18 protein-coding genes are annotated in these 18315 nt (G+C 71.2%); 7 read left to right on the forward strand and 11 right to left on the reverse strand.

Annotated elements, in window-relative coordinates; genetic code table 11:
* Positions 1-318: 318 nt before the first annotated feature.
* Both DEI94_RS13875 and DEI94_RS13880 read right to left on the reverse strand, forming a co-directional pair.
* Positions 319-1494, reverse strand: a complete 1176-nt coding sequence (locus DEI94_RS13875) for a C40 family peptidase (protein ID WP_146249440.1) — start codon at positions 1492-1494, stop codon at positions 319-321.
* Positions 1495-1849: 355 nt separating this feature from the next.
* Entirely contained in the window at positions 1850-2542 is a 693-nt protein-coding gene (locus tag DEI94_RS13880; RefSeq protein ID WP_111010491.1) for an iron-dependent transcriptional repressor DtxR, read from the reverse strand.
* 129 nt (positions 2543-2671) lie between these two features.
* Between DEI94_RS13880 and serC the strand changes: the two genes are divergently transcribed.
* The gene (gene serC, locus DEI94_RS13885; RefSeq protein ID WP_111026287.1) at positions 2672-3790 is read left to right on the forward strand and encodes a phosphoserine transaminase; all 1119 of its coding nucleotides are present in this window, start codon (positions 2672-2674) and stop codon (positions 3788-3790) included.
* Positions 3791-3898: 108 nt separating this feature from the next.
* Here serC and DEI94_RS13890 read toward each other — a convergent pair whose 3' ends face one another.
* Both DEI94_RS13890 and DEI94_RS13895 read right to left on the reverse strand, forming a co-directional pair.
* Positions 3899-4630: a DUF3027 domain-containing protein gene (locus DEI94_RS13890; protein ID WP_111026288.1), complete on the reverse strand. Its 732-nt coding sequence runs from the start codon at positions 4628-4630 to the stop codon at positions 3899-3901.
* A gap of 2 nt (positions 4631-4632) precedes the next feature.
* Positions 4633-5010: a cold-shock protein gene (locus DEI94_RS13895; RefSeq protein WP_111013102.1), complete on the reverse strand. Its 378-nt coding sequence runs from the start codon at positions 5008-5010 to the stop codon at positions 4633-4635.
* Between the two features lie 217 nt (positions 5011-5227).
* On the opposite strand from DEI94_RS13895, the gene DEI94_RS13900 reads away from it, so the two are divergent.
* The 5 genes from DEI94_RS13900 (at position 5228) to DEI94_RS13920 (ending at position 11541) form a co-directional block, all read left to right on the forward strand.
* A complete protein-coding gene (locus DEI94_RS13900) occupies positions 5228-5446 on the forward strand; it encodes a hypothetical protein (RefSeq protein WP_111010495.1) in 219 nt (72 codons plus the stop codon).
* Positions 5447-5474: 28 nt separating this feature from the next.
* Positions 5475-7238: a helicase-associated domain-containing protein gene (locus DEI94_RS13905; protein ID WP_111026289.1), complete on the forward strand. Its 1764-nt coding sequence runs from the start codon at positions 5475-5477 to the stop codon at positions 7236-7238.
* A gap of 48 nt (positions 7239-7286) precedes the next feature.
* Positions 7287-8978 carry a DNA repair helicase XPB gene (locus DEI94_RS13910; protein ID WP_111013100.1) on the forward strand — a complete coding sequence of 564 codons (1692 nt, stop codon included), beginning with the start codon at positions 7287-7289 and terminating at the stop codon, positions 8976-8978.
* 118 nt (positions 8979-9096) lie between these two features.
* A complete protein-coding gene (locus DEI94_RS13915; RefSeq protein WP_111010498.1) occupies positions 9097-9792 on the forward strand; it encodes a response regulator transcription factor in 696 nt (231 codons plus the stop codon).
* A gap of 63 nt (positions 9793-9855) precedes the next feature.
* On the forward strand, positions 9856-11541 hold the full coding sequence (locus DEI94_RS13920; protein WP_111010499.1) for a sensor histidine kinase: 1686 nt from the start codon (positions 9856-9858) through the stop codon (positions 11539-11541).
* A gap of 64 nt (positions 11542-11605) precedes the next feature.
* Here DEI94_RS13920 and DEI94_RS13925 read toward each other — a convergent pair whose 3' ends face one another.
* From DEI94_RS13925 to DEI94_RS13955, 7 genes are all read right to left on the reverse strand, one after another.
* Positions 11606-12520 carry an endonuclease domain-containing protein gene (locus tag DEI94_RS13925; RefSeq protein WP_111026290.1) on the reverse strand — a complete coding sequence of 305 codons (915 nt, stop codon included), beginning with the start codon at positions 12518-12520 and terminating at the stop codon, positions 11606-11608.
* A gap of 254 nt (positions 12521-12774) precedes the next feature.
* Complete coding sequence (gene groL / locus DEI94_RS13930) at positions 12775-14394, reverse strand: chaperonin GroEL (RefSeq protein ID WP_111010501.1); 1620 nt, start codon at positions 14392-14394, stop codon at positions 12775-12777.
* A gap of 330 nt (positions 14395-14724) precedes the next feature.
* Positions 14725-14928, reverse strand: coding sequence for a cold-shock protein (locus tag DEI94_RS13935; protein ID WP_111010502.1), 204 nt, complete (start codon positions 14926-14928; stop codon positions 14725-14727).
* A 283-nt stretch (positions 14929-15211) separates the two neighbouring features.
* A complete protein-coding gene (locus DEI94_RS13940; RefSeq protein WP_111026291.1) occupies positions 15212-15772 on the reverse strand; it encodes a LytR C-terminal domain-containing protein in 561 nt (186 codons plus the stop codon).
* Entirely contained in the window at positions 15769-16071 is a 303-nt protein-coding gene (locus DEI94_RS13945) for a DUF3263 domain-containing protein (protein ID WP_111010504.1), read from the reverse strand. The genes DEI94_RS13940 and DEI94_RS13945 overlap by 4 nt, the downstream gene beginning before the upstream one ends.
* Positions 16072-16179: 108 nt before the next feature.
* Positions 16180-17364, reverse strand: coding sequence for a DUF2332 family protein (locus DEI94_RS13950; RefSeq protein ID WP_258377975.1), 1185 nt, complete (start codon positions 17362-17364; stop codon positions 16180-16182).
* On the reverse strand, positions 17354-17851 hold the full coding sequence (locus DEI94_RS13955; protein ID WP_111026293.1) for a GNAT family N-acetyltransferase: 498 nt from the start codon (positions 17849-17851) through the stop codon (positions 17354-17356). Before DEI94_RS13955 ends, DEI94_RS13950 begins: the two co-directional genes overlap by 11 nt.
* A gap of 58 nt (positions 17852-17909) precedes the next feature.
* Here DEI94_RS13955 and msrB point away from each other — a divergent pair, with 58 nt between their 5' ends.
* Positions 17910-18314, forward strand: coding sequence for a peptide-methionine (R)-S-oxide reductase MsrB (msrB, locus tag DEI94_RS13960; RefSeq protein ID WP_111010507.1), 405 nt, complete (start codon positions 17910-17912; stop codon positions 18312-18314).
* The last annotated feature ends 1 nt before the right edge of the window (position 18315 follow it).

The following is an 18315-nucleotide window of genomic DNA, read 5'->3' on the forward strand; positions in this document are numbered from 1 at the left end:
GGACGGCTTCCAGGCGGACGACGCTGCTCACGGTTCCCTCGGTCCTCGAGCGGGTGACCCGACCCCGGAAGCAGAAGAGCACCGCCCTGGTGGGCGGTGCTCAGTTCGCGGGCGCGTGCTGGGGCACGCGGCAGGTCGTGGTCGACCATATGTCGACGTGCGCGCGCCGACCCATGGTGCGGGTCGTGCGGCAGGCTGGCATGTGATCTCCCGTTCGAGGTCGAGTGGACCGTGTCGCCAGGTTAACCCAGAAACCGGCCCGACACGAGAGCGTGTGGACCGGTTTCCGGTGCGTTCAGCGGGCCTGGGCCCGTCCGTTCACTTGATGCCGAAGCGGACGATGTGGTAGTCGGTCGTCCAGATCGGGCGGATGCTGACCGAGCCGCCGGGCTTCGGGGCGTCCATGATCATGCCGTTGCCCATGTAGAAGCCCTCGTGCGCCTCGGTGTTGAAGATCACGACGTCACCGGGCTGGGCCTCGGAGGTCGGGATCGTCGTGCCGGCGGCGTCCTGCAGCGGCACGGAGTGCGCCAGCGAGATGCCGAACTGGGCGTAGACGTACATGACGTAGCCGGAGCAGTCGAAACCGGCCGGGGTCGCACCGCCGTAGACGTACGGCGTGCCGATGTACTGCTCTGCGACCGAGACGACCTGCGACAGGCTGAAGCTCGGGTACTTCGGGCTCGCGACGTAGTCCGCGGCGCTCGGACCGGTGTACGAGGCGTACGAGGCGGCGGTCTGCGCGCGGGCCGTGGCGAGGGCGGTGTCGCTCGTCGTGGTCGTCGTCGTCGCGGTGGACGCGGTGACCTTCGGGGCAACGACCTTCGGGGCCGTCGCGGTGTAACCGTCGCGGACGGTGTCGGCGAGCGCCGCGGTGTTCGCGACGGTGAGCGACTGGCTGTCCGCCGAGCGGAGGTTGCCCTGGGCGACGGCCTGCTGCGAGCCGGCGGTCGGCTGCGGGGCGGTCGCGGCGATGGCGGGGAGCGCCATCGTGCCGAAGAGCCCCGCCGTGATCGTCATGACGGCGACCGGCAGGACCTTGCGCTTCCCGCGCGCGGCTGGCCGGGAGGCGCTGCTCGCGACCGCCGCGCGGCTGGCGGCGGCACGGCGGGCGGCGGTGGCGACCGGGGACTTGGCGAACGACGATGTGACCGGCGCGATGGGGGTCTCGAGCTCCGGGTCGACGGAGCGGACCACGGCGGCGCCGGCCGCGACGGCGGGCTTCGGGGCCGGCTCGGTCGCCGCCACGAGGGTGGCCTCGGCGGCGGGTGCGGCCTCGGCGATGGCCTGCTCGGACGCCGTGGCAGGCTCGGCGGCAGTCGTGGCGGCGACCGTGACCCGTGCGACGGGCGCGGTCGACCCGGTGCGGGCGGCGGCGGCCTCGGCGGCGCGGCGCTCGCGGCGACTCGCGAACTGGATGTCGGTCGAACGGGCGGCGGCACCCGTGGTGGTGTCGGCTCGCTGGGCGTCCGTAGTGGAACCGGTCTGCGTCAAGAGTGTTGTCTCCGGCGCCTCGACTGCACACGCGACCGAGGCCGTCGGGTGCAACCCCATCCGTTCGTCATCGTTTCCGATCAGGCAGGAGACGGGTTCGAGACGTCCTGCCACGGTTCCCGCCAGCTCGCTTCCAGGCTCTGCGGGACTCGTCGAGTGTACGCAACGCCTCCGACGGTGTCGAGGCCTGCGAGCAAGTTGGTAACGATTCGATCAAGAAAGCCTGGTCAGAGGCCGTTTTGACATGTTCCGACGCCGCGCGGGCGGGACCGCCGGAAGTCGTGTAGGCGCCCCGATCCGGGTACCCCGCAGCCCACCGCTCGGGGTACGCCGAGGGGGACGGCATCCCCGGCCGTCAGCTGCCGATGTACACGTGCTGTGCGACCTCGACCGGCAGCTCGAGGCCCTGGTCCTCGCCCTCGACCCGCACGGCGACGTACGCTCCGGCGCGCTGCACGCTCGCGGTCCGTCCCGGCATGACCCCGGCGGCACGGAGTTGCGCGAGGAGTTCGGGCTCGAACTGCACGGGTTCGCCCAGGCGGCGGATGGTCCCCGTGCTCACCGTCGACGAGCCGTCGGTCGCGGCGACGATGCTCCGGACGCCGTCGAGGAACCGTCCGGCCGGGGCGTCGCCGAGCTCGTCGAGGCCGGGGATCGGGTTGCCGTAGGGGGACTCGGTCGGGTGGCCGAGCATCTCGATGATCCGACGCTCGACCTGCTCGCTCATGACGTGCTCCCAGCGGCAGGCCTCGTCGTGGACGAAGGCCCAGTCGAGACCGATGACGTCGGACAACAGGCGCTCGGCCAGCCGGTGCTTGCGCATGACGTGGGTGGCCCGCTGGCGACCCTCCGACGTGAGCTCGAGGTGGCGGTCCCCGGAGACGACGACCAGGCCGTCGCGCTCCATGCGGGCGATGGTCTGCGAGACCGTGGGACCCGAGTGTCCGAGTCGCTCCGAGATCCGTGCGCGCAGGGGGACGATCGCCTCCTCCTCGAGGTCGAGGATCGTGCGCAGGTACATCTCCGTGGTGTCGACGAGATCGGTCACCGGAACGCCTCCCCTGTCACGTGCACAACTCCTCCAGCCTACTTGTTCACATGCCGCGGCCCGGACAGTGCTCCACAGGGGGTCGCGCGCTCGTCCGGGCGTGGGATACCAGCTCACTAGGATCGACGCATGGCAGACATCGTCATCCCCGCTGACCTCCTCCCCACCGACGGACGCTTCGGCTGCGGCCCGTCCAAGATCCGCGGTGCGCAGCTCGAGTCCCTGGTGACGGCAGGGGCGACGATCCTCGGCACGAGCCACCGTCAGGCGCCCGTCAAGAACCTCGTCGGCAGCGTTCGCGAGGGCCTCGCGACACTGTTCGACATCCCCGACGGGTACGAGGTCGTGCTCGGCAACGGTGGCTCGACGGCGTTCTGGGACGCCGCCGCGTTCGGCCTCGTCGAGCGCCGTGCCGAGAACCTCTCGTTCGGCGAGTTCGGCTCGAAGTTCGCCAAGGCGGTCGCCGCTCCCTGGCTCGAAGCCCCGCACGTCGTCACCGCGCCCGGTGGCTCCCGGTCGGAGCTCGAGATCGTCGAGGGCGTCGACGTCTACGCCTACCCGCACAACGAGACCTCCACGGGCGTGATGGCCCCCGTCGTCCGCGCGGCCGGCGATCCCGGCGCGCTGACCGTCGTCGACGCCACGAGCGCCGCCGGTGGCGTGCAGTTCGACACCGGTGCCGCCGACGTCTACTACTTCGCACCGCAGAAGAACTTCGCATCCGACGGCGGTCTGTGGCTCGCCCTGTTCTCGCCGGCCGCGATCGAGCGCGTCGAGCGCATCGCCGCGAGCGACCGCTACATCCCCGAGTTCCTCAGCCTGAAGAACGCCGTGGACAACTCGCGCCTCGACCAGACGCTGAACACCCCCGCGATCACGACCCTCCTGCTGCTCGACGACCAGATCCGGTGGATCAACGGGTCGGGCGGCCTGGCTTGGGCGGACATCCGCACCAAGGAGTCGTCGAACGCGCTCTACGAGTGGGCCGAGTCCGTCGACTACGCCACGCCGTTCGTCGCCGACCCGGCACACCGGTCGCAGGTCGTCGCCACCATCGACCTCGACGACGCGATCGACGCCAAGGCCGTCAGCGCCGCGCTCCGGCAGAACGGCATCGTCGACACGGAGCCGTACCGCAAGCTCGGCCGCAACCAGCTCCGCATCGCGACGTTCACCGCGATCGACCCCGACGACGTCCGTCAGCTCATCAAGGCCATCGACTACACGGTGGCCGCGCTGCGCGGCTGACGGCCGCACGACGGACGACGACGGCCCCCGGGATCCGATCCCGGGGGCCGTCGTGCGCCTCCCGGCCACAGGTCGCCGCAGCGTCCGATCCGGCCGGGAGGCCCGGCGTCACTCCGCCTCGTCCGCCGCCTCGCCATGCCCAGCGCTGGTGCGACCTGCGTCGTCGTCGGAGTCGTCCGCGTCAGAGTCGTCGTCGTCCGCGTCGTCGTCCTCGTCAGGCTCGTCGTCCTCGTCCGAGTCGTCCTCGTCCGAGTCGTCCCCGTCCGAGTCGTCCTCGTCCGAGTCGTCCCCGTCGTCCTCGTCACCTTCGACGACGGCGATGGCCTCCTCGACGTCCACGCCGTCGAACGCGTCGTCGCCCAGGTCGTCGTCCTCGTCGGAGTCGTCCTCGTCGTCGTCGAGCAGGTCCTCGTCGTCCTCGTCCGCGTCGTCGTCGTCGTCCTCGTCCGACTCGTCCTCGTCGTCGTCCTCGTCAGGGTCGTCGTCGGAGTCGTCCTCGTCCGAGCCCAGGTCCTCCCCGTCGCCGGCCTCGGCGTCCGCATCGCCCTCTTGCGTCGCCCGGTACTCGGCGAGCCGCTCCGACCACGGCACCCAGTCGGGCGCGAGCAGCGAGCCGTCGCCGGGCATCAGCTCGACCTCGAGCACGGTGGGGTCCTCGCCGTCGACCTGCGCCAAGCTGACGGTCCAGCGCCATCCGGGGTAGCCGGGCATCGTGTTGGCGAACAGCACGGACACGACGCCGTTGCCCTCGTCCACGGTGCCGACGACCGCTCCGACGGTGTCCTCGGGCGTGACCTCGAGCAGCGCGGTACGCGCGAGCCCAGTCGGGTCCTCGATCACGGTCAGGCGTCCAGCTGGTCGGCGACGTGGCGGAGGATGGCCGCCGTCCGCGACCCGTTCTTCGGGTAGTGGCCGTGGCGCAGGTCGCCGCTGATGCGGTCGAGCTCCTTCACCAGGTCCTCCACGATGACGGCCATGTCGTCGGCCGAGCGCCGGTTGATCTTCGCGAGGCTCGGACCCTCCTCGAGCACGCGGACCGACAGCGCCTGCGAGCCACGCTTGCCCGCGACGACGCCGTACTCCAGACGCGCTCCGGCCTTGACGGTGGTGACCCCGGACGGGAGCGCCGACGCGTGCAGGAAGACCTGGTCGCCGTCATCGCCCGTGATGAAGCCGAACCCCTTCTGCTCGTCGTAGAACTTGACCTTGCCGGTCGGCATGACTGCACTCCTCGATCTGACGTCCGCGGTGTCCGCGGACGGCGTTCCTTGTCGATCATCCTGTGTCGACTATCCTGAGCCGGTGGCCAAGACCCGATCAACCGCGCGACAGCGTCCCGTTCGGACGCAGGCCACCGGCCCTGCGCAGTCGACCAGGACCCCGGAGCGCCCGCAGACGCCCGAGCCCCCGGTGGCCAATCGTATCGAACGCATTCTGATGTACATGATCGCGGGGATCATCGCGGTCGCACTCGTGTGCTTCCTCGTGCTCATCGTGGCGTGGCTCACGGTCGGGTCCATCCCCGGCACGGGCATCTGGCCGACGGTCGAGGCCTTCCCGCTCATCGGCTTCCCGATCGGGCTGCTGCTCATCATCGCGCTGCTCGCGGTCAACTGGACCAAGCGGGCACGCGAGAACCGGGACGACGCGCGCTGACCCCGCTCCGGGGCGGACGGACACGACGATGACGACGGCAGCCGCCCTCGCCGCCCGACTGCGGGCCATGCCCGACGACGACCTCGTCGCGCTCGTCGCCGCGCGGCGCCTGCCGGGCGCGGCCCTCGCCGCACATGGCCCGTCGGCCGTGGCCGACTTCTTCGACCTCGCGGACGCCCTCCGGACGCCCGACGTCATCGACCGTGCGCTGGCACGACTCCCGCGCGCGACGCTCGCCGCCCTCCAGCACCCCGCCGACGCGGACCACGCGGCACTCGCGCCCGCCGTGGCACTCGGCCTCACCGACGGAGCAGAGCTGGACGACGCGGTCGCCGCGCGACTCGCCGAGCATCCGGAGTTACGACCGGACGACGCTCCCCGGCCGGGAGGCCCGACCCCCGTCCCGCAGGACGTCGACCGGGTGCGCGGGGTCGCCGCCGAGACGGCGTTCGCGACGCTGACGTCACTCGCCGAACTGGTCCGCGCGGTCGCCGCGGACGAGGTGCACGAGCTCGCGAAGGGCGGGATCGGGGCGCCGCTCGCGCGGCACCTCGGCGAGCGCGCCGCGGCCGACCCGGTGCGGGTCCCGGACCTGCTGGCCCTGCTCGCCGAGACCGCGCTCGTCGATCCCACGAGCCCGACGTGGACCGTCACCGACGACGGTCGCGGCTGGCTCGTGGCGCCCTGGCCCCTCCGGTGGGTCGAGCTCGTGGTCCGGTGGCGGGCGACGCTGAGTGATCCGGTGGTCGAGGTCCTCGCCCTCGCCGCGGACGACTGGCGCGGGCTCGATGCCCTCGGACGCTGGGCCTATCCCGGCGGCGCGGAGTGGCTCCCCGCGGAGCTCGTGCGGAGCGCAGGGACCGCAGAGGCCCTCGGCATCACGGTCGACGGCGTGGTCACCGCGACGGGGCGCGTCCTGTTCGCGGCGCGGACCACCGACGACGCCCCGGCGATCGACCACGCCGCCGCCGACCTGCCGTCGACCGTGCCGGGGGTGTACCTGCAGAACGACCTCACCGTCATCGCCCCCGGCCCGCTCGAACCGGCCGACGACGCGGCACTCCGCACCGTGGCCGACGTCGAGGCACCGGGACTCGCGAGCCGCTACCGGATCTCCGAGGACAGCGTCCGCCGCGCACTGCTCGAGGGGTACGACGGAGCCGCGGTCCTGGACACGCTCGGCCGACTCTCTGCGGCCGACGTGCCCCAGCCGGTCCGTTACCTGGTGGAGCAGGTCAGCGCCCGTGCCGGCAGCATCGTCGTCGACCGCGCCGCTGAGCGGGGCAGCGTGGTTCGGGGTCCCGCCGAGCAGCTCGACCTGGTGTCCGTCGACGCCGAACTTCGCTCACTCGCCTGGGCCCGGCGGTCCCCCACGGTGCTCGTCAGCCCCTACCCGCCCTCGTCCGTGGTCTCCGCGCTCGAGGACCAGCGGTACCCGGCCGTCCTCGCTCCCGCCGCCCGCGTGGCGGACGCGGCCGGGCCTCCCGTTCGTCGCCGGACCGCGCGCACACCCGAGGAGCAGGCGCGCGAGCTCGTGGAGCGCCTCCGCACCGCGACCCGACGAGGCGACCAGGAGCCCGCGCAGGAGTGGATGGGACGGCAGATCGACCTGGCCGTGCGCGGCAAGGTGGCCGTGCGCGTCGTCGTGCGGATGCCCGACGGCACCGAGGCCCCGTTCACGATCGTGCCGACGTCGGTGAGCGGTGGCCGGATCCGGGGCCGCGACACGCACGCCGACGTCGAGCGGACCCTTCCCCTGTCCCTCGTGGTCGCGGTCGAGCACGTCGCCTGACCGACCGACCCGGACGTCTCGTCCGCGGCGCGGCTAGGCTCGACGGTCATGAACGGGCCACTCATCGTCCAGAGCGACCGGACCGTGCTGCTCGAGGTGGCGCATCCCGAGGCCGAGGACGCGCGACACGAACTCGCGGTGTTCGCCGAGCTCGAGCGCGCCCCCGAACACGTCCACACCTACCGCATCACCCGCCTCGGGCTGTGGAACGCCCGCGCCGCGGGTCACGACGCCGACGCGATGATCGACACGCTCGAGCGGTTCGCCAAGTTCCCGGTGCCGCAGAGCGTCGTCGTCGACATCCGTGACACCGTCAGCCGCTACGGCCGTCTCGTCATCCGCCGCGAGGACCCGGCGGACGCGCCGGCGATCGCGAACGACGCGACGGAGGAGCTGGAGCAGCAGCCGAGGCTGGTCCTCACCGCATCGGACCCGTCGATCCTCGCCGAGGTCACCCGCTCGAAGCGGATCGCCCCGCTGCTCGGCGCCCGCCGGTCGGACACCGCCGTCGAGCTCGAGCAGTGGGCGCGCGGCCAGGTCAAACAGGAGCTCGTCAAGATCGGCTGGCCTGCCGACGACCTCGCCGGGTACACGCCCGGACAACCGCACCGGATCGACCTCGACGAGACCGAGTGGCACCTCCGCGCGTACCAGGAGGACGCGGTCAAGAGCTTCTTCGCCCAGGGGTCCGGTGTCGTGGTGCTGCCCTGTGGTGCGGGCAAGACCCTGGTCGGCGCGGGCGCGATGGCCACCGCCAAGGCGACGACGCTCATCCTCGTCACGAACACGGTCTCGGCGCGGCAGTGGCGCGACGAACTCCTCCGCCGCACGTCGCTCACCCCGGACGAGATCGGCGAGTACTCCGGGAGCGTCAAGGAGGTCCGGCCGGTCACGATCGCGACGTACCAGATCCTCACCGCGCGGCGGAAGGGCGTGTACACGCACCTGTCCCTGCTCGACGCCCTCGACTGGGGCCTCATCGTCTACGACGAGGTCCACCTGCTGCCCGCGCCGGTGTTCAAGCTGACCGCGGACCTCCAGGCGCGACGGCGCCTCGGACTCACGGCGACGCTCGTGCGCGAGGACGGCCGCGAAGGCGACGTGTTCTCGCTCATCGGGCCGAAGCGGTACGACGCGCCGTGGAAGGAGATCGAGGCGCAGGGGTACATCTCCCCCGCCGAGTGCTACGAGGTGCGGATCGACCTGCCCCACGAGGACCGCCTCGAGTACGCGGCCTCCACGGACGACGACCGGTACCGGCTCGCCGCGACCTCGCCGGCCAAGACCCCGGTCGTGCGCGACCTCATCGAGAAGCACCGCGGCGAGCAGATCCTGGTGATCGGGCAGTACATCGACCAGCTCGACGAACTCGCGGCGCAGCTCGACGCGGCCGAGATCACCGGGGCGACCCCGATCGACGAGCGCGAACGGCTGTACCAGGCGTTCCGCGAGGGCACGATCGACGTGCTCGTGGTGTCCAAGGTCGCGAACTTCTCGGTCGATCTGCCGGACGCGACGGTGGCGATCCAGGTGTCGGGCTCCTTCGGCTCACGGCAGGAGGAGGCCCAGCGGCTCGGTCGGCTGCTCCGCCCGAACAAGGACGGCCTCCCGGCGTCCTTCTACACACTCGTCACGCGGGACACCGTCGACCAGGACTTCGCGCAGAACCGGCAGCGGTTCCTGGCCGAGCAGGGGTACGCGTACACGATCCTCGACGCCGATTCCCTAGCGGCCGCGTGAGCAGATCCGGACACTCGTCGCCCCCTCGACGTCTGCACCAGGAAATCCCGCCGTCCTGTCAGACAGCGTCCCATCCGTTCCCAGGCAACCCAGAGGCCACGACCAGATACTGGGTCACATGACCGACGGACCGAAGATCCTCATCGTCGACGACGAGCCGAACATCCGCGACCTCCTCACCACCTCGCTCCGGTTCGCGGGCTTCGCCGTCCGCGCGGTGGGCAACGGTGCGCAGGCGATCTCCGCCGTGCTCGAGGAAGAGCCGGACCTCATCATCCTCGACGTCATGCTCCCCGACATGAACGGGTTCGGCGTGACCAAGCGCCTCCGGTCGTCGGGCTACACGTCGCCGATCCTGTTCCTCACCGCCAAGGACGACACCGAGGACAAGATCACGGGACTCACCGTCGGCGGCGACGACTACGTGACCAAGCCCTTCTCGCTCGACGAGATCGTCGCCCGCATCAAGGCGATCCTCCGGCGCACCATGAACGACGAGGAAGACGCGATCATCCGCGCCGGTGAGCTGACGATGGACCAGGACACGCACGAGGTCAGCATCGGCGAGGCGCAGATCGAGCTCTCGCCCACCGAGTTCAAGCTGCTCCGCTACCTCATGCTCAACCCGAACCGGGTGCTGTCGAAGGCCCAGATCCTCGACCACGTGTGGGAGTACGACTTCAACGGGGACGCCGGCATCGTCGAGTCCTACATCTCGTACCTGCGCCGCAAGCTCGACCAGTACTCGGCCGAGCCGGTCATCCAGACCAAGCGCGGCTTCGGGTACATGCTCAAGGCCGCCAAGGCGTCCTGATCCAGCAGGTCATCGGCGCGATCCCAGCAGCGGCTGGGTCGCGCCGATTACTGTGATCGCAGCATGCACACACGCCTCGCCCGTTGGTGGAACGAGATCTCGCTCCGGACCAAGATCACCGGGATCACCGTCCTCCTGGTGACCCTCGGGCTGCTCGTCGCGGGGCTCGGCACCATGACGGTGCTCAGCACCTACCTGATGAAGCAGCTCGACAACGACGTCCAAGCGACGAAGACCTCGCTGAACGGCCAGAAGCTGACGAGCGTCGAAGGCTACTGCCAGATCAACGTCACCCTGCAGAGCGCGGCCTACATCGCCGTGCTCAAGCCCGACGGCGGCATCGCCTGTCACACGAAGAGCGACTACACGCCGGACCTCGGCGGGGTCGTGGGCAGCTCGCACGTCGACGACGACCACCCCTTCAGCGTCGTCGACGACAAGGGCCAGCACGAGTGGCGGGCCCTCGCGATGACGTCGCCGACCACCGACGCCGCCGGCAACCACTACACGATCGTCGCGGCCGTCTCGAGCCAGGGCACCGACTCGACCATCGCGCGGTTCACGGTGATCTTCCTCGGGTTCGGCATCTCGGTCGTCCTGCTCGGCGGCATGCTCACCCAGCTGCTCGTCACCGCCACGTTCGACCCCCTGCGGGACGTCGAGGCCACGGCCGCACGCTTCGCCGCGGGGGACTTCTCGCAACGCCTCGGTGCGGACACCCCGAACACCGAGGTCGGTCGCCTCAACCACTCCCTCAACGTCATGCTCGAGCGCATCGACTCGGCGTTCGAGGACCGCCAACGCACGATCGAGCAGATGCGCCGCTTCGTCGGTGACGCCTCGCACGAGCTGCGGACCCCGCTCGTGTCCCTGCGGGGGTACGCCGAGCTGTACCGGATGGGGGCCCTCCGGAAAGAAGAGGACGTCGCCCAGGCGATGGAGCGCATCGAGAAGGAGGCCCAGCGCATGGGGCTCCTCGTGCAGGACCTCCTGCAGCTCGCCCGCATCGACGAGTCGAAGCCGCTCGAGCTCGGGCCGGTCGACCTCGTCGCCATCGCGCGGGACTCGGCGCTCGACACGATGGCGTCGAACCCCGACCGCGAGATCCAGGTCCTGCTCGCCGACTCCGTCACCGGCGAGAACGTCCCGCAGGTCGTGCCGCAGTGGGTCGGTCCTGCGGCACCCGGAGCGCGGAACGGACAGTCCCCGACCTCGCCGCCGTCGAACGTCACCGGGCCGATCGCCTTCGCGGGGCAGACGCTCGCCCGGCTGCGCGCACGTCGTGGTCGTCCCGTCGGCATCGAGTCCGGCCCGGCCGCGCCGACCACGGCCCCGCTGCCGACCGTCGTCCTGCCCGTGCGACCGCCGGTCGTCCTCGCCGAGGAGAACAAGATCCGCCAGGTCGTGACGAACCTCATGGGCAACGCGATGCGGTTCACGCCGCAGGACGACCCCATCGAGATCGGGATCGGCGTGGACGAGGCCCGGGGCATGGCGCACCTCGACGTGATCGACCACGGTGAGGGCATCCCGCCGCAGATCCGCGAGAAGATCTTCCAGCGGTTCTGGCGCGCCGACACCTCACGCGCTCGGGACACCGGCGGCTCGGGCCTCGGGCTCGCGATCGTGTCCGGCATCGTCGCGGCGCACCACGGCGAGGTCGAGGTGTTCGACACCCCGGGCGGTGGTGCGACCTTCCGCGTGTGGCTCCCCCTCCTCCCGCGCGACTACGTCGCCCCCACCCCCTGACCCCTCTGGCGAGATCGCAGTCGTTGCCGTTCTGAGGTCCATCAGAGCGGCAACGACTGCGATCTCACGGCAGCGGTGATGACGCCCGGGTGCGGAACACGTCCGACAGTCGCAGGAGGAACGCCGTCGGGTCGGCAACGTCACGTGCGGTGACGTGCAGGATCAGCCATCCGGCGGACACGAAGCCGTTCGACCGGGTCGCATCGTGCTGCCACGTGGCACGATCCGTCCGGTGGTGCTCGCCGTCGTACTCGACTCCGATCCGGAGGTCCGGGTAGGCGAGGTCGACGCGTCCGAGGAATCGACCAACGGGACTGTGCACGTCGATGTTGAGCTGGGGCTCCGGGAATCCCGCGTCGACGATGACGAGTCGGATGAGCGTCTCCATCGGGGACTCCGACCCGGGCCGCACGCGATGGGCCGCGGCCCGGAGCCGCAGTGCCCACCGGGACCGCCGCTCACGACTCCGGCGCTCGAGTTGCTCCGGATCGGCGAGCGCCCGCGCGACCAGGTGGTCCCCGATCACCACCAGGTCACGCTCGGCCAACAGGCCCGCACTCTCGCACCAAGCCGCCACCGGGCTGCTGGGCGGGAGGCCCGCACACGTCTCCACATCGGCGAACGGCGGCGAGACGCGATGGCCCACCACCCCGGTGCGGCGCATGACCGGTCCGTCCCCCACCGTGCTCACGTGCACGGTCGCGTCGGAAACGACCCAGGGCGGCAGTGGGAGCTCCCAGAGGGCGAGGGCGGTGGTGTGGCTGAAGTGATGCCGTTCACCGAGGACGAGGCCGAACGCGGCGACCCGTGCCGAGAGGTCCGCCAGGTCCAGCTCGGCAGGGACCCGCACGCCTCGGGTCGGCGCGGCGAGGTCCTCGCGACGGAGCCGACCCGGAGTGACCCCGTTCCGGACCGCATCAGCCGTGTGGAAGGCCTGACCGAGGAAAGGATCCGGGAGGCGGGCCGGCGTGCGCGTCATGCGCCGAGCCTCCCGGCCGTACCGCACCGCGGAGCACGTGCGCGCCCGACCTGTGGACGGCCGCTGCCCGGCTCCCCCGGTGGAGGACCGGACACCTGGCCCGACTCCCCCTCCGCCGAGATCGCAGTCGTTGCCGGTGTGCGGTGGGTCAAACCGGCAACAAGTGCGATCTCGGCGGAGGGAGAGGAGGGAGGAACGGCGAACGGGCCGCCCTCCCGGAGGAGAGCGGCCCGTTCGGAACCGTCAGGCGTGGATCAGAAGTCCATGCCACCCGTCGGGTCGGCCGGAACCGGCGCCGACTTCTCGGGCTTGTCGGCGACGACGGCCTCGGTGGTGAGGAAGAGGCCGGCGATCGACGCGGCGTTCTGCAGCGCCGAGCGCGTGACCTTCGCCGGGTCGATGATGCCCGCAGCGACGAGGTCGACGTACTCACCCGTCGCGGCGTTGAGGCCCCAGCCCGACTCGAGCTCGCGCACCTTCGCGGCGACGACGCCCGGCTCGAGACCGGCGTTCAGCGCGATCTGCTTGAGCGGCGCATCGATCGCGACGCGGACGATGTTCGCGCCGGTCGCCTCGTCACCCGTGAGCTCGAGGCCCTCGAGCGCGGTCTTGCCGGCCTGGATGAGGGCGACACCACCACCGGCGACGATGCCCTCCTCGACAGCGGCCTTCGCGTTGCGGACGGCGTCCTCGATGCGGTGCTTGCGCTCCTTGAGCTCGACCTCGGTCGCGGCACCGGCCTTGATGACGGCGACGCCACCGGCGAGCTTGGCGAGGCGCTCCTGGAGCTTCTCGCGGTCGTAGTCCGAGTCGGTCGACTCGATCTCGCCGCGGATCTGGCGGACGCGGCCGGCGATCTGCTCGGAGTCCCCAGCGCCCTCGACGATCGTGGTCTCGTCCTTGGTGATGACGACCTTGCGGGCACGGCCGAGGAGGTCGAGCGTCGCGTTCTCGAGGCTGAGGCCGACCTCTTCGGAGATGACCTGGCCACCGGTGAGGATCGCGATGTCCTGCAGCATGGCCTTGCGGCGGTCACCGAAGCCCGGAGCCTTGACGGCGACGGACTTGAAGATGCCGCGGATCTTGTTCACGACGAGCGTGGCCAGGGCCTCGCCGTCGACGTCCTCGGCGATGATGAGGAGCTGCTTGCCCGACTGGATGACCTTGTCGACCACCGGGAGCAGGTCCTTGATGTTCGAGATCTTCGAGTTGACGATGAGGATGTACGGGTCCTCGAAGACGGCCTCCTGGCGCTCCGGGTCCGTGACGAAGTACTGCGACAGGTAGCCCTTGTCGAAGCGCATGCCCTCGGTCAGCTCGAGCTCGGTGCCGAAGGTGTTCGACTCCTCGACGGTGACGACGCCCTCCTTGCCGACCTTGTCGATCGCCTCGGCGATGAGCTCACCGATCGTGCTGTCGGCGGCCGAGATCGACGCCGTGGCGGCGATCTGGTCCTTGGTCTCGATCTCCTTGGCGTTCTCGAGGAGCGCGGCGGAGACGGCCGCGACGGCCTTCTCGATGCCCTTCTTGAGGCTGATCGGGTCGGCGCCGGCGGCGACGTTGCGGAGGCCCTCACGGACCAGCGCCTGCGCGAGGACCGTGGCGGTGGTGGTGCCGTCACCCGCGACGTCGTCGGTCTTCTTGGCGACCTCCTTGACCAGCTCGGCGCCGATCTTCTCGTAGGGGTCGTCGAGCTCGATCTCCTTGGCGATGGAGACACCGTCGTTGGTGATCGTGGGGGCGCCCCACTTCTTCTCGAGGACGACGTTGCGGCCGCGCGGGCCGAGCGTCACCTTCACGGCGTCGGCCAGCGTGTTGAGGCCGCGCTCGAGGCCGCGACGGGCCTCCTCGTCGAAAGCAATGATCTTAGCCATGTGTGTTCCTCGTCCCTCCCGGACGTCGCAATGGTCTTGGCACTCGGTACAACTGAGTGCCAACTGATTCTGGCACTCGCACCTGTCGAGTGCAACACAGCGACCTCACGCGGCATGCCGCGTTCCGGGGACGCGGACCGGGAGGCCCGCCATCGCCCGACATCGGACCCCACCACCGGCGTCCCGGTCGAGGTCCCACCACCGGAGTCGCGGTCGGGGGCGCACCACCGGGGCCCCCTCCACACGACGACGAGCGCGCCGCCCCGTCGGGGGCGACGCGCTCGGACGCGTGGTGGTCGACGACCGTCGCCGGCGGACCGGCGACCGAGGTCAGGCCGGTCGGACGGACTCGGCCTGCGGACCCTTCGAGCCGGTGCCGACGTCGAAGGTGACCGCCTGCCCTTCTTCGAGGACCTTGTAGCCGTTCATGTCGATCGCGGAGTAGTGGACGAAGACGTCCTGCCCCCCGCCGTCGACGGTGATGAATCCGTAGCCCTTCTCGGCGTTGAACCACTTGACGGTGCCGTTGGCCATTCTCTTGCTCCCTGCGGTGTTGCATTGCCACTGACGACGGCGCGACCGGTCCGCGACCGCCGGGTCCGAGCGCATACCTGCCTCACCCGGGTCTTCGCGGTGGAGGCACCGGCACGGTGTCGCCCTCGGATCACTGGGGTGACCAATTCCAGATCGTATCGGCGGACGCGCCGCCGACAAGAGGTGCGGACCAACTTCTTCATCCCGGCCGACGGAACTCAACATGCCCGAAACAAACGTGCAACAAACGGCATGACGAGTGGGGCGGAACGCCCGTCGCGGGTCAGCCGGCGTAATCGGCGCCGAGCACCACGGTGACGGCCGCGTTCGGGAACGCCGACGACTTGGCAACCGTTCCGACGCCGAGCGTCTTGACGATCCCGCGCGCGATCGCCGCCTCGGCATCCGTCTGGTAGTACACGATCGTCTGCGAGGCGTCCTGGGATCCGGCGTTGCCGTCGCTCGCGACCACCCAACCCGCGTTCTCGAGCGTCGCGGTGCCGGTGGCGGCGAGTCCGGCGGTGGAGGTCCCGTTGAGCACCGTGAGCGTCATGGTCTTCGGCTGGTCGCTCGGCGCGGCGGTCGCGGCCGTCGTCGACGAGGACGACGCTCCGCTCGTGGCCGACGCGGACGCGGACGACCCGGTCGTCCCGGGGTCGGTGAACTGCGTGCTGTTGTTGGCGACCTCGAGCACGACGATGCCGATCACGACGAGCACCGCGCAGGCGAGCGCGGACCAGGCCACCAGGATCCAGCCACGGCCGCGCCTCGGGAGACCGCGGTGTGCCCCGACCCTCGGGCCGTCGGCGACGTCGTCGAATCGGTCTCGGGGGTATCTCGTCATGGCTGTCCTGCGGGCCCTTCACGGTCGGCGCGAGGCGGTGCGAAGGACCGTGCGGCGCGGGCACTGGTCCGTGCCCGGCGCAGTCGCTGCAGTCGCGTCACGAGCTGCGGATCGTAGGCGAGCGCGGCCGGGGAGTCGATCACGCGGTTGAGCACCTGATAGTAGCGGGCCGGCGACATGTCGAAGCGGACGCGGATGTCGGCTTCCTTCGTCCGGTCGTGCCGCGCCCGATCGTGCTCGAACGTGAGGATGCTCCGTGCGAGCTCCGAGAGATCGGAGTCGGTCCGGGATCCGGTCACGTCGGTCCTCCTGGTCGGATGGCTCGCCGGTCGGCTGGCCTCCGGTCATGCTAGGGCGGCATCCACGCCGGACCCTGGCATGGCCCTGGCAGGTCGGAAAGACACCGATCAGGCCGTCGGTGCGCCGAGCGTCCAGGACGGGTCCGCGCCGAGGGGCGTGACGGTCGTGCCGTGGGCGTCGGCGAGCGCCAGGGCGACCCCGTCGAGCGAGACCGTGGCGAAGGCCGACGGAGCAGCGAGGTCGATGCCCCGCTCGGCGAGTTCCCCCACGGGCGGCAGGGTCGCGGCGACGTCGTGGAGCGACCCCGTCCGCTCCATCGCCACCCAGCGGACCCCGCGGTCCCGGAGCCGCTCGACGACGCGCTGCCGGTCCGAGCCCGGCAGGTAGACGAGCGTGCCGAGCGTGAGCACGACGGGCGTCGCCCCGCGCGGCAGCAGGTCGATCGCGCGGTCGAGGTCGTCCGGGGCGGTCCCGCGCACGGCGGTGTACGGGTCGGCCCGCACGGCGTCGGCGGCCCGCCGCATGAGCGCGACACGGTCGGTCCCCTCGACGGGGACGGACTCGACGAGCCGGTCGAACGCCCCGGGAGACCGCAGGTCGATCGGCGCCGGATCGAGCCCGACCCGCGCCACCACGTCGAGCCGGGAAGGCCGGCGCGACCCCGTCCCGTCGGCCCGGCTCCCGGCGTCACCCGTCGACGGCCGGGAGGCACGGGACCGGCCCGCACCGCGCCTCCCGGCGGACGGAGCGGCGGGTCCCGGACGCATCTGGAACCGGAGCGGGATCTCCGGCTCGCGCGCGGCCTCGGCGACGCGGACGGTGTCGTCGAGGCGGTCGACGTCGACGGTGGCGTGGTCCGGGACGATGCAGAGGCCGGCGCTCACCCCCACCTCGAGGAGCGCGAGCGGCCCCGGGATGCCCGCGAGCACGGGGACGACCGGCGCCATGCGTCGGGGGTCGTTCGTCTGGGTCGTGGACACGGCCAGCTCGGCGAGCAGCCGGTCGGGGGCGTCGCGGACGAGCCGGAGGAGGGCCTCCCGGTCGGTCGGGTCGGCGCCCAGGCGGCGCGCGACGGCGAAGAGCAGCTCGGGCTGCCGCTTGGTCGGGGCGACACGGATCAGCAGGTCGACGGCGGCGTCGTCCTCGGCGATCGATGTCGCCCAGCGGGCGGAGGTCGGCGAGGCGGTCACCATGCGCTCGGCGTGGTGGCGGTAGCGGCGGCGGGTGGCCTCGGGGCCGTCCGGCTCCGGCTGGTGCGGAGGCTCCGCGCGGCCCGGTGCGTCAGCGGACAGCGTCGTCCCCGACCGCCGCCGCGCGGTACATCCCCACGTGGCGGATGCCCGCCTCGACGTAGGGTTCGCCGAACGGCACGAACCCGGCGGCGGCGTACAGGCCGGCGACGTACTCCTGCGCGTGGAGGAGGAAGGCCTCGTCCGGGTGGGCGGCGAGCACGGCGTCGACGAGCCGACGCGCGAGCCCCTGTCCGCGGTGCTCGACGGCCGTGGCCACGCGGCCGATGACCCGGGTCGCGGGCAGGTCGACGGCCGGCTGGACCTCGTCCGCGGCGGGCCGGATGCAGCGCAGGTAGGCGCGGGCGACGCCGTCCTCGCCGGGGATCCACCAGTGTTCCGTCTCCGGTTCGCGGTCCCGGCCGTCGAAGTCCTCGGCCGTCACGCGCTGCTCGAGCGCGAACACCCGGTTGCGCAGGCGGACGACGGCGTAGAGGTCGTCCGTCGTCAGGGCGTCCCACCGGCCACGGTGGACGGAATGCTCGGTCATCGGTGCGAGTTTAATGACATGACCGCGTCACGAGTGCGGTCACGACCAGGAGGAACCCATGGCATACAACGTGGAGAAGACCGACGCCGAGTGGCGTGAGGAACTCGACCCGCAGCAGTACGCCGTGCTGCGGCAGGCCGCGACCGAGCGCCCGTGGACGGGTGAGCTGCTCGACGAGGAGCGCGCCGGCGTCTACACCTGTGCGGCGTGCGGTGCGGAGCTGTTCAAGAGCGGCACCAAGTTCGACTCGGGCTGCGGGTGGCCGTCGTTCTACGAGTCGGTGCGCCCCGAGGCCGTGCAGCTCATCGAGGACCGCACGCTCGGCATGGTGCGCACCGAGGTCCGCTGCGCGAGCTGCGGTTCGCACCTCGGGCACGTGTTCCCGGACGGTTTCGGCACCCCGACCGGCGACCGGTACTGCATGAACTCGATCTCGCTCGGGTTCTCCCCCGCGGCGGACTGAC

The sequence above is a fragment of the Curtobacterium sp. MCBD17_040 genome (genome assembly GCF_003234805.2).
Taxonomy (GTDB): Bacteria; Actinomycetota; Actinomycetes; order Actinomycetales; family Microbacteriaceae; genus Curtobacterium.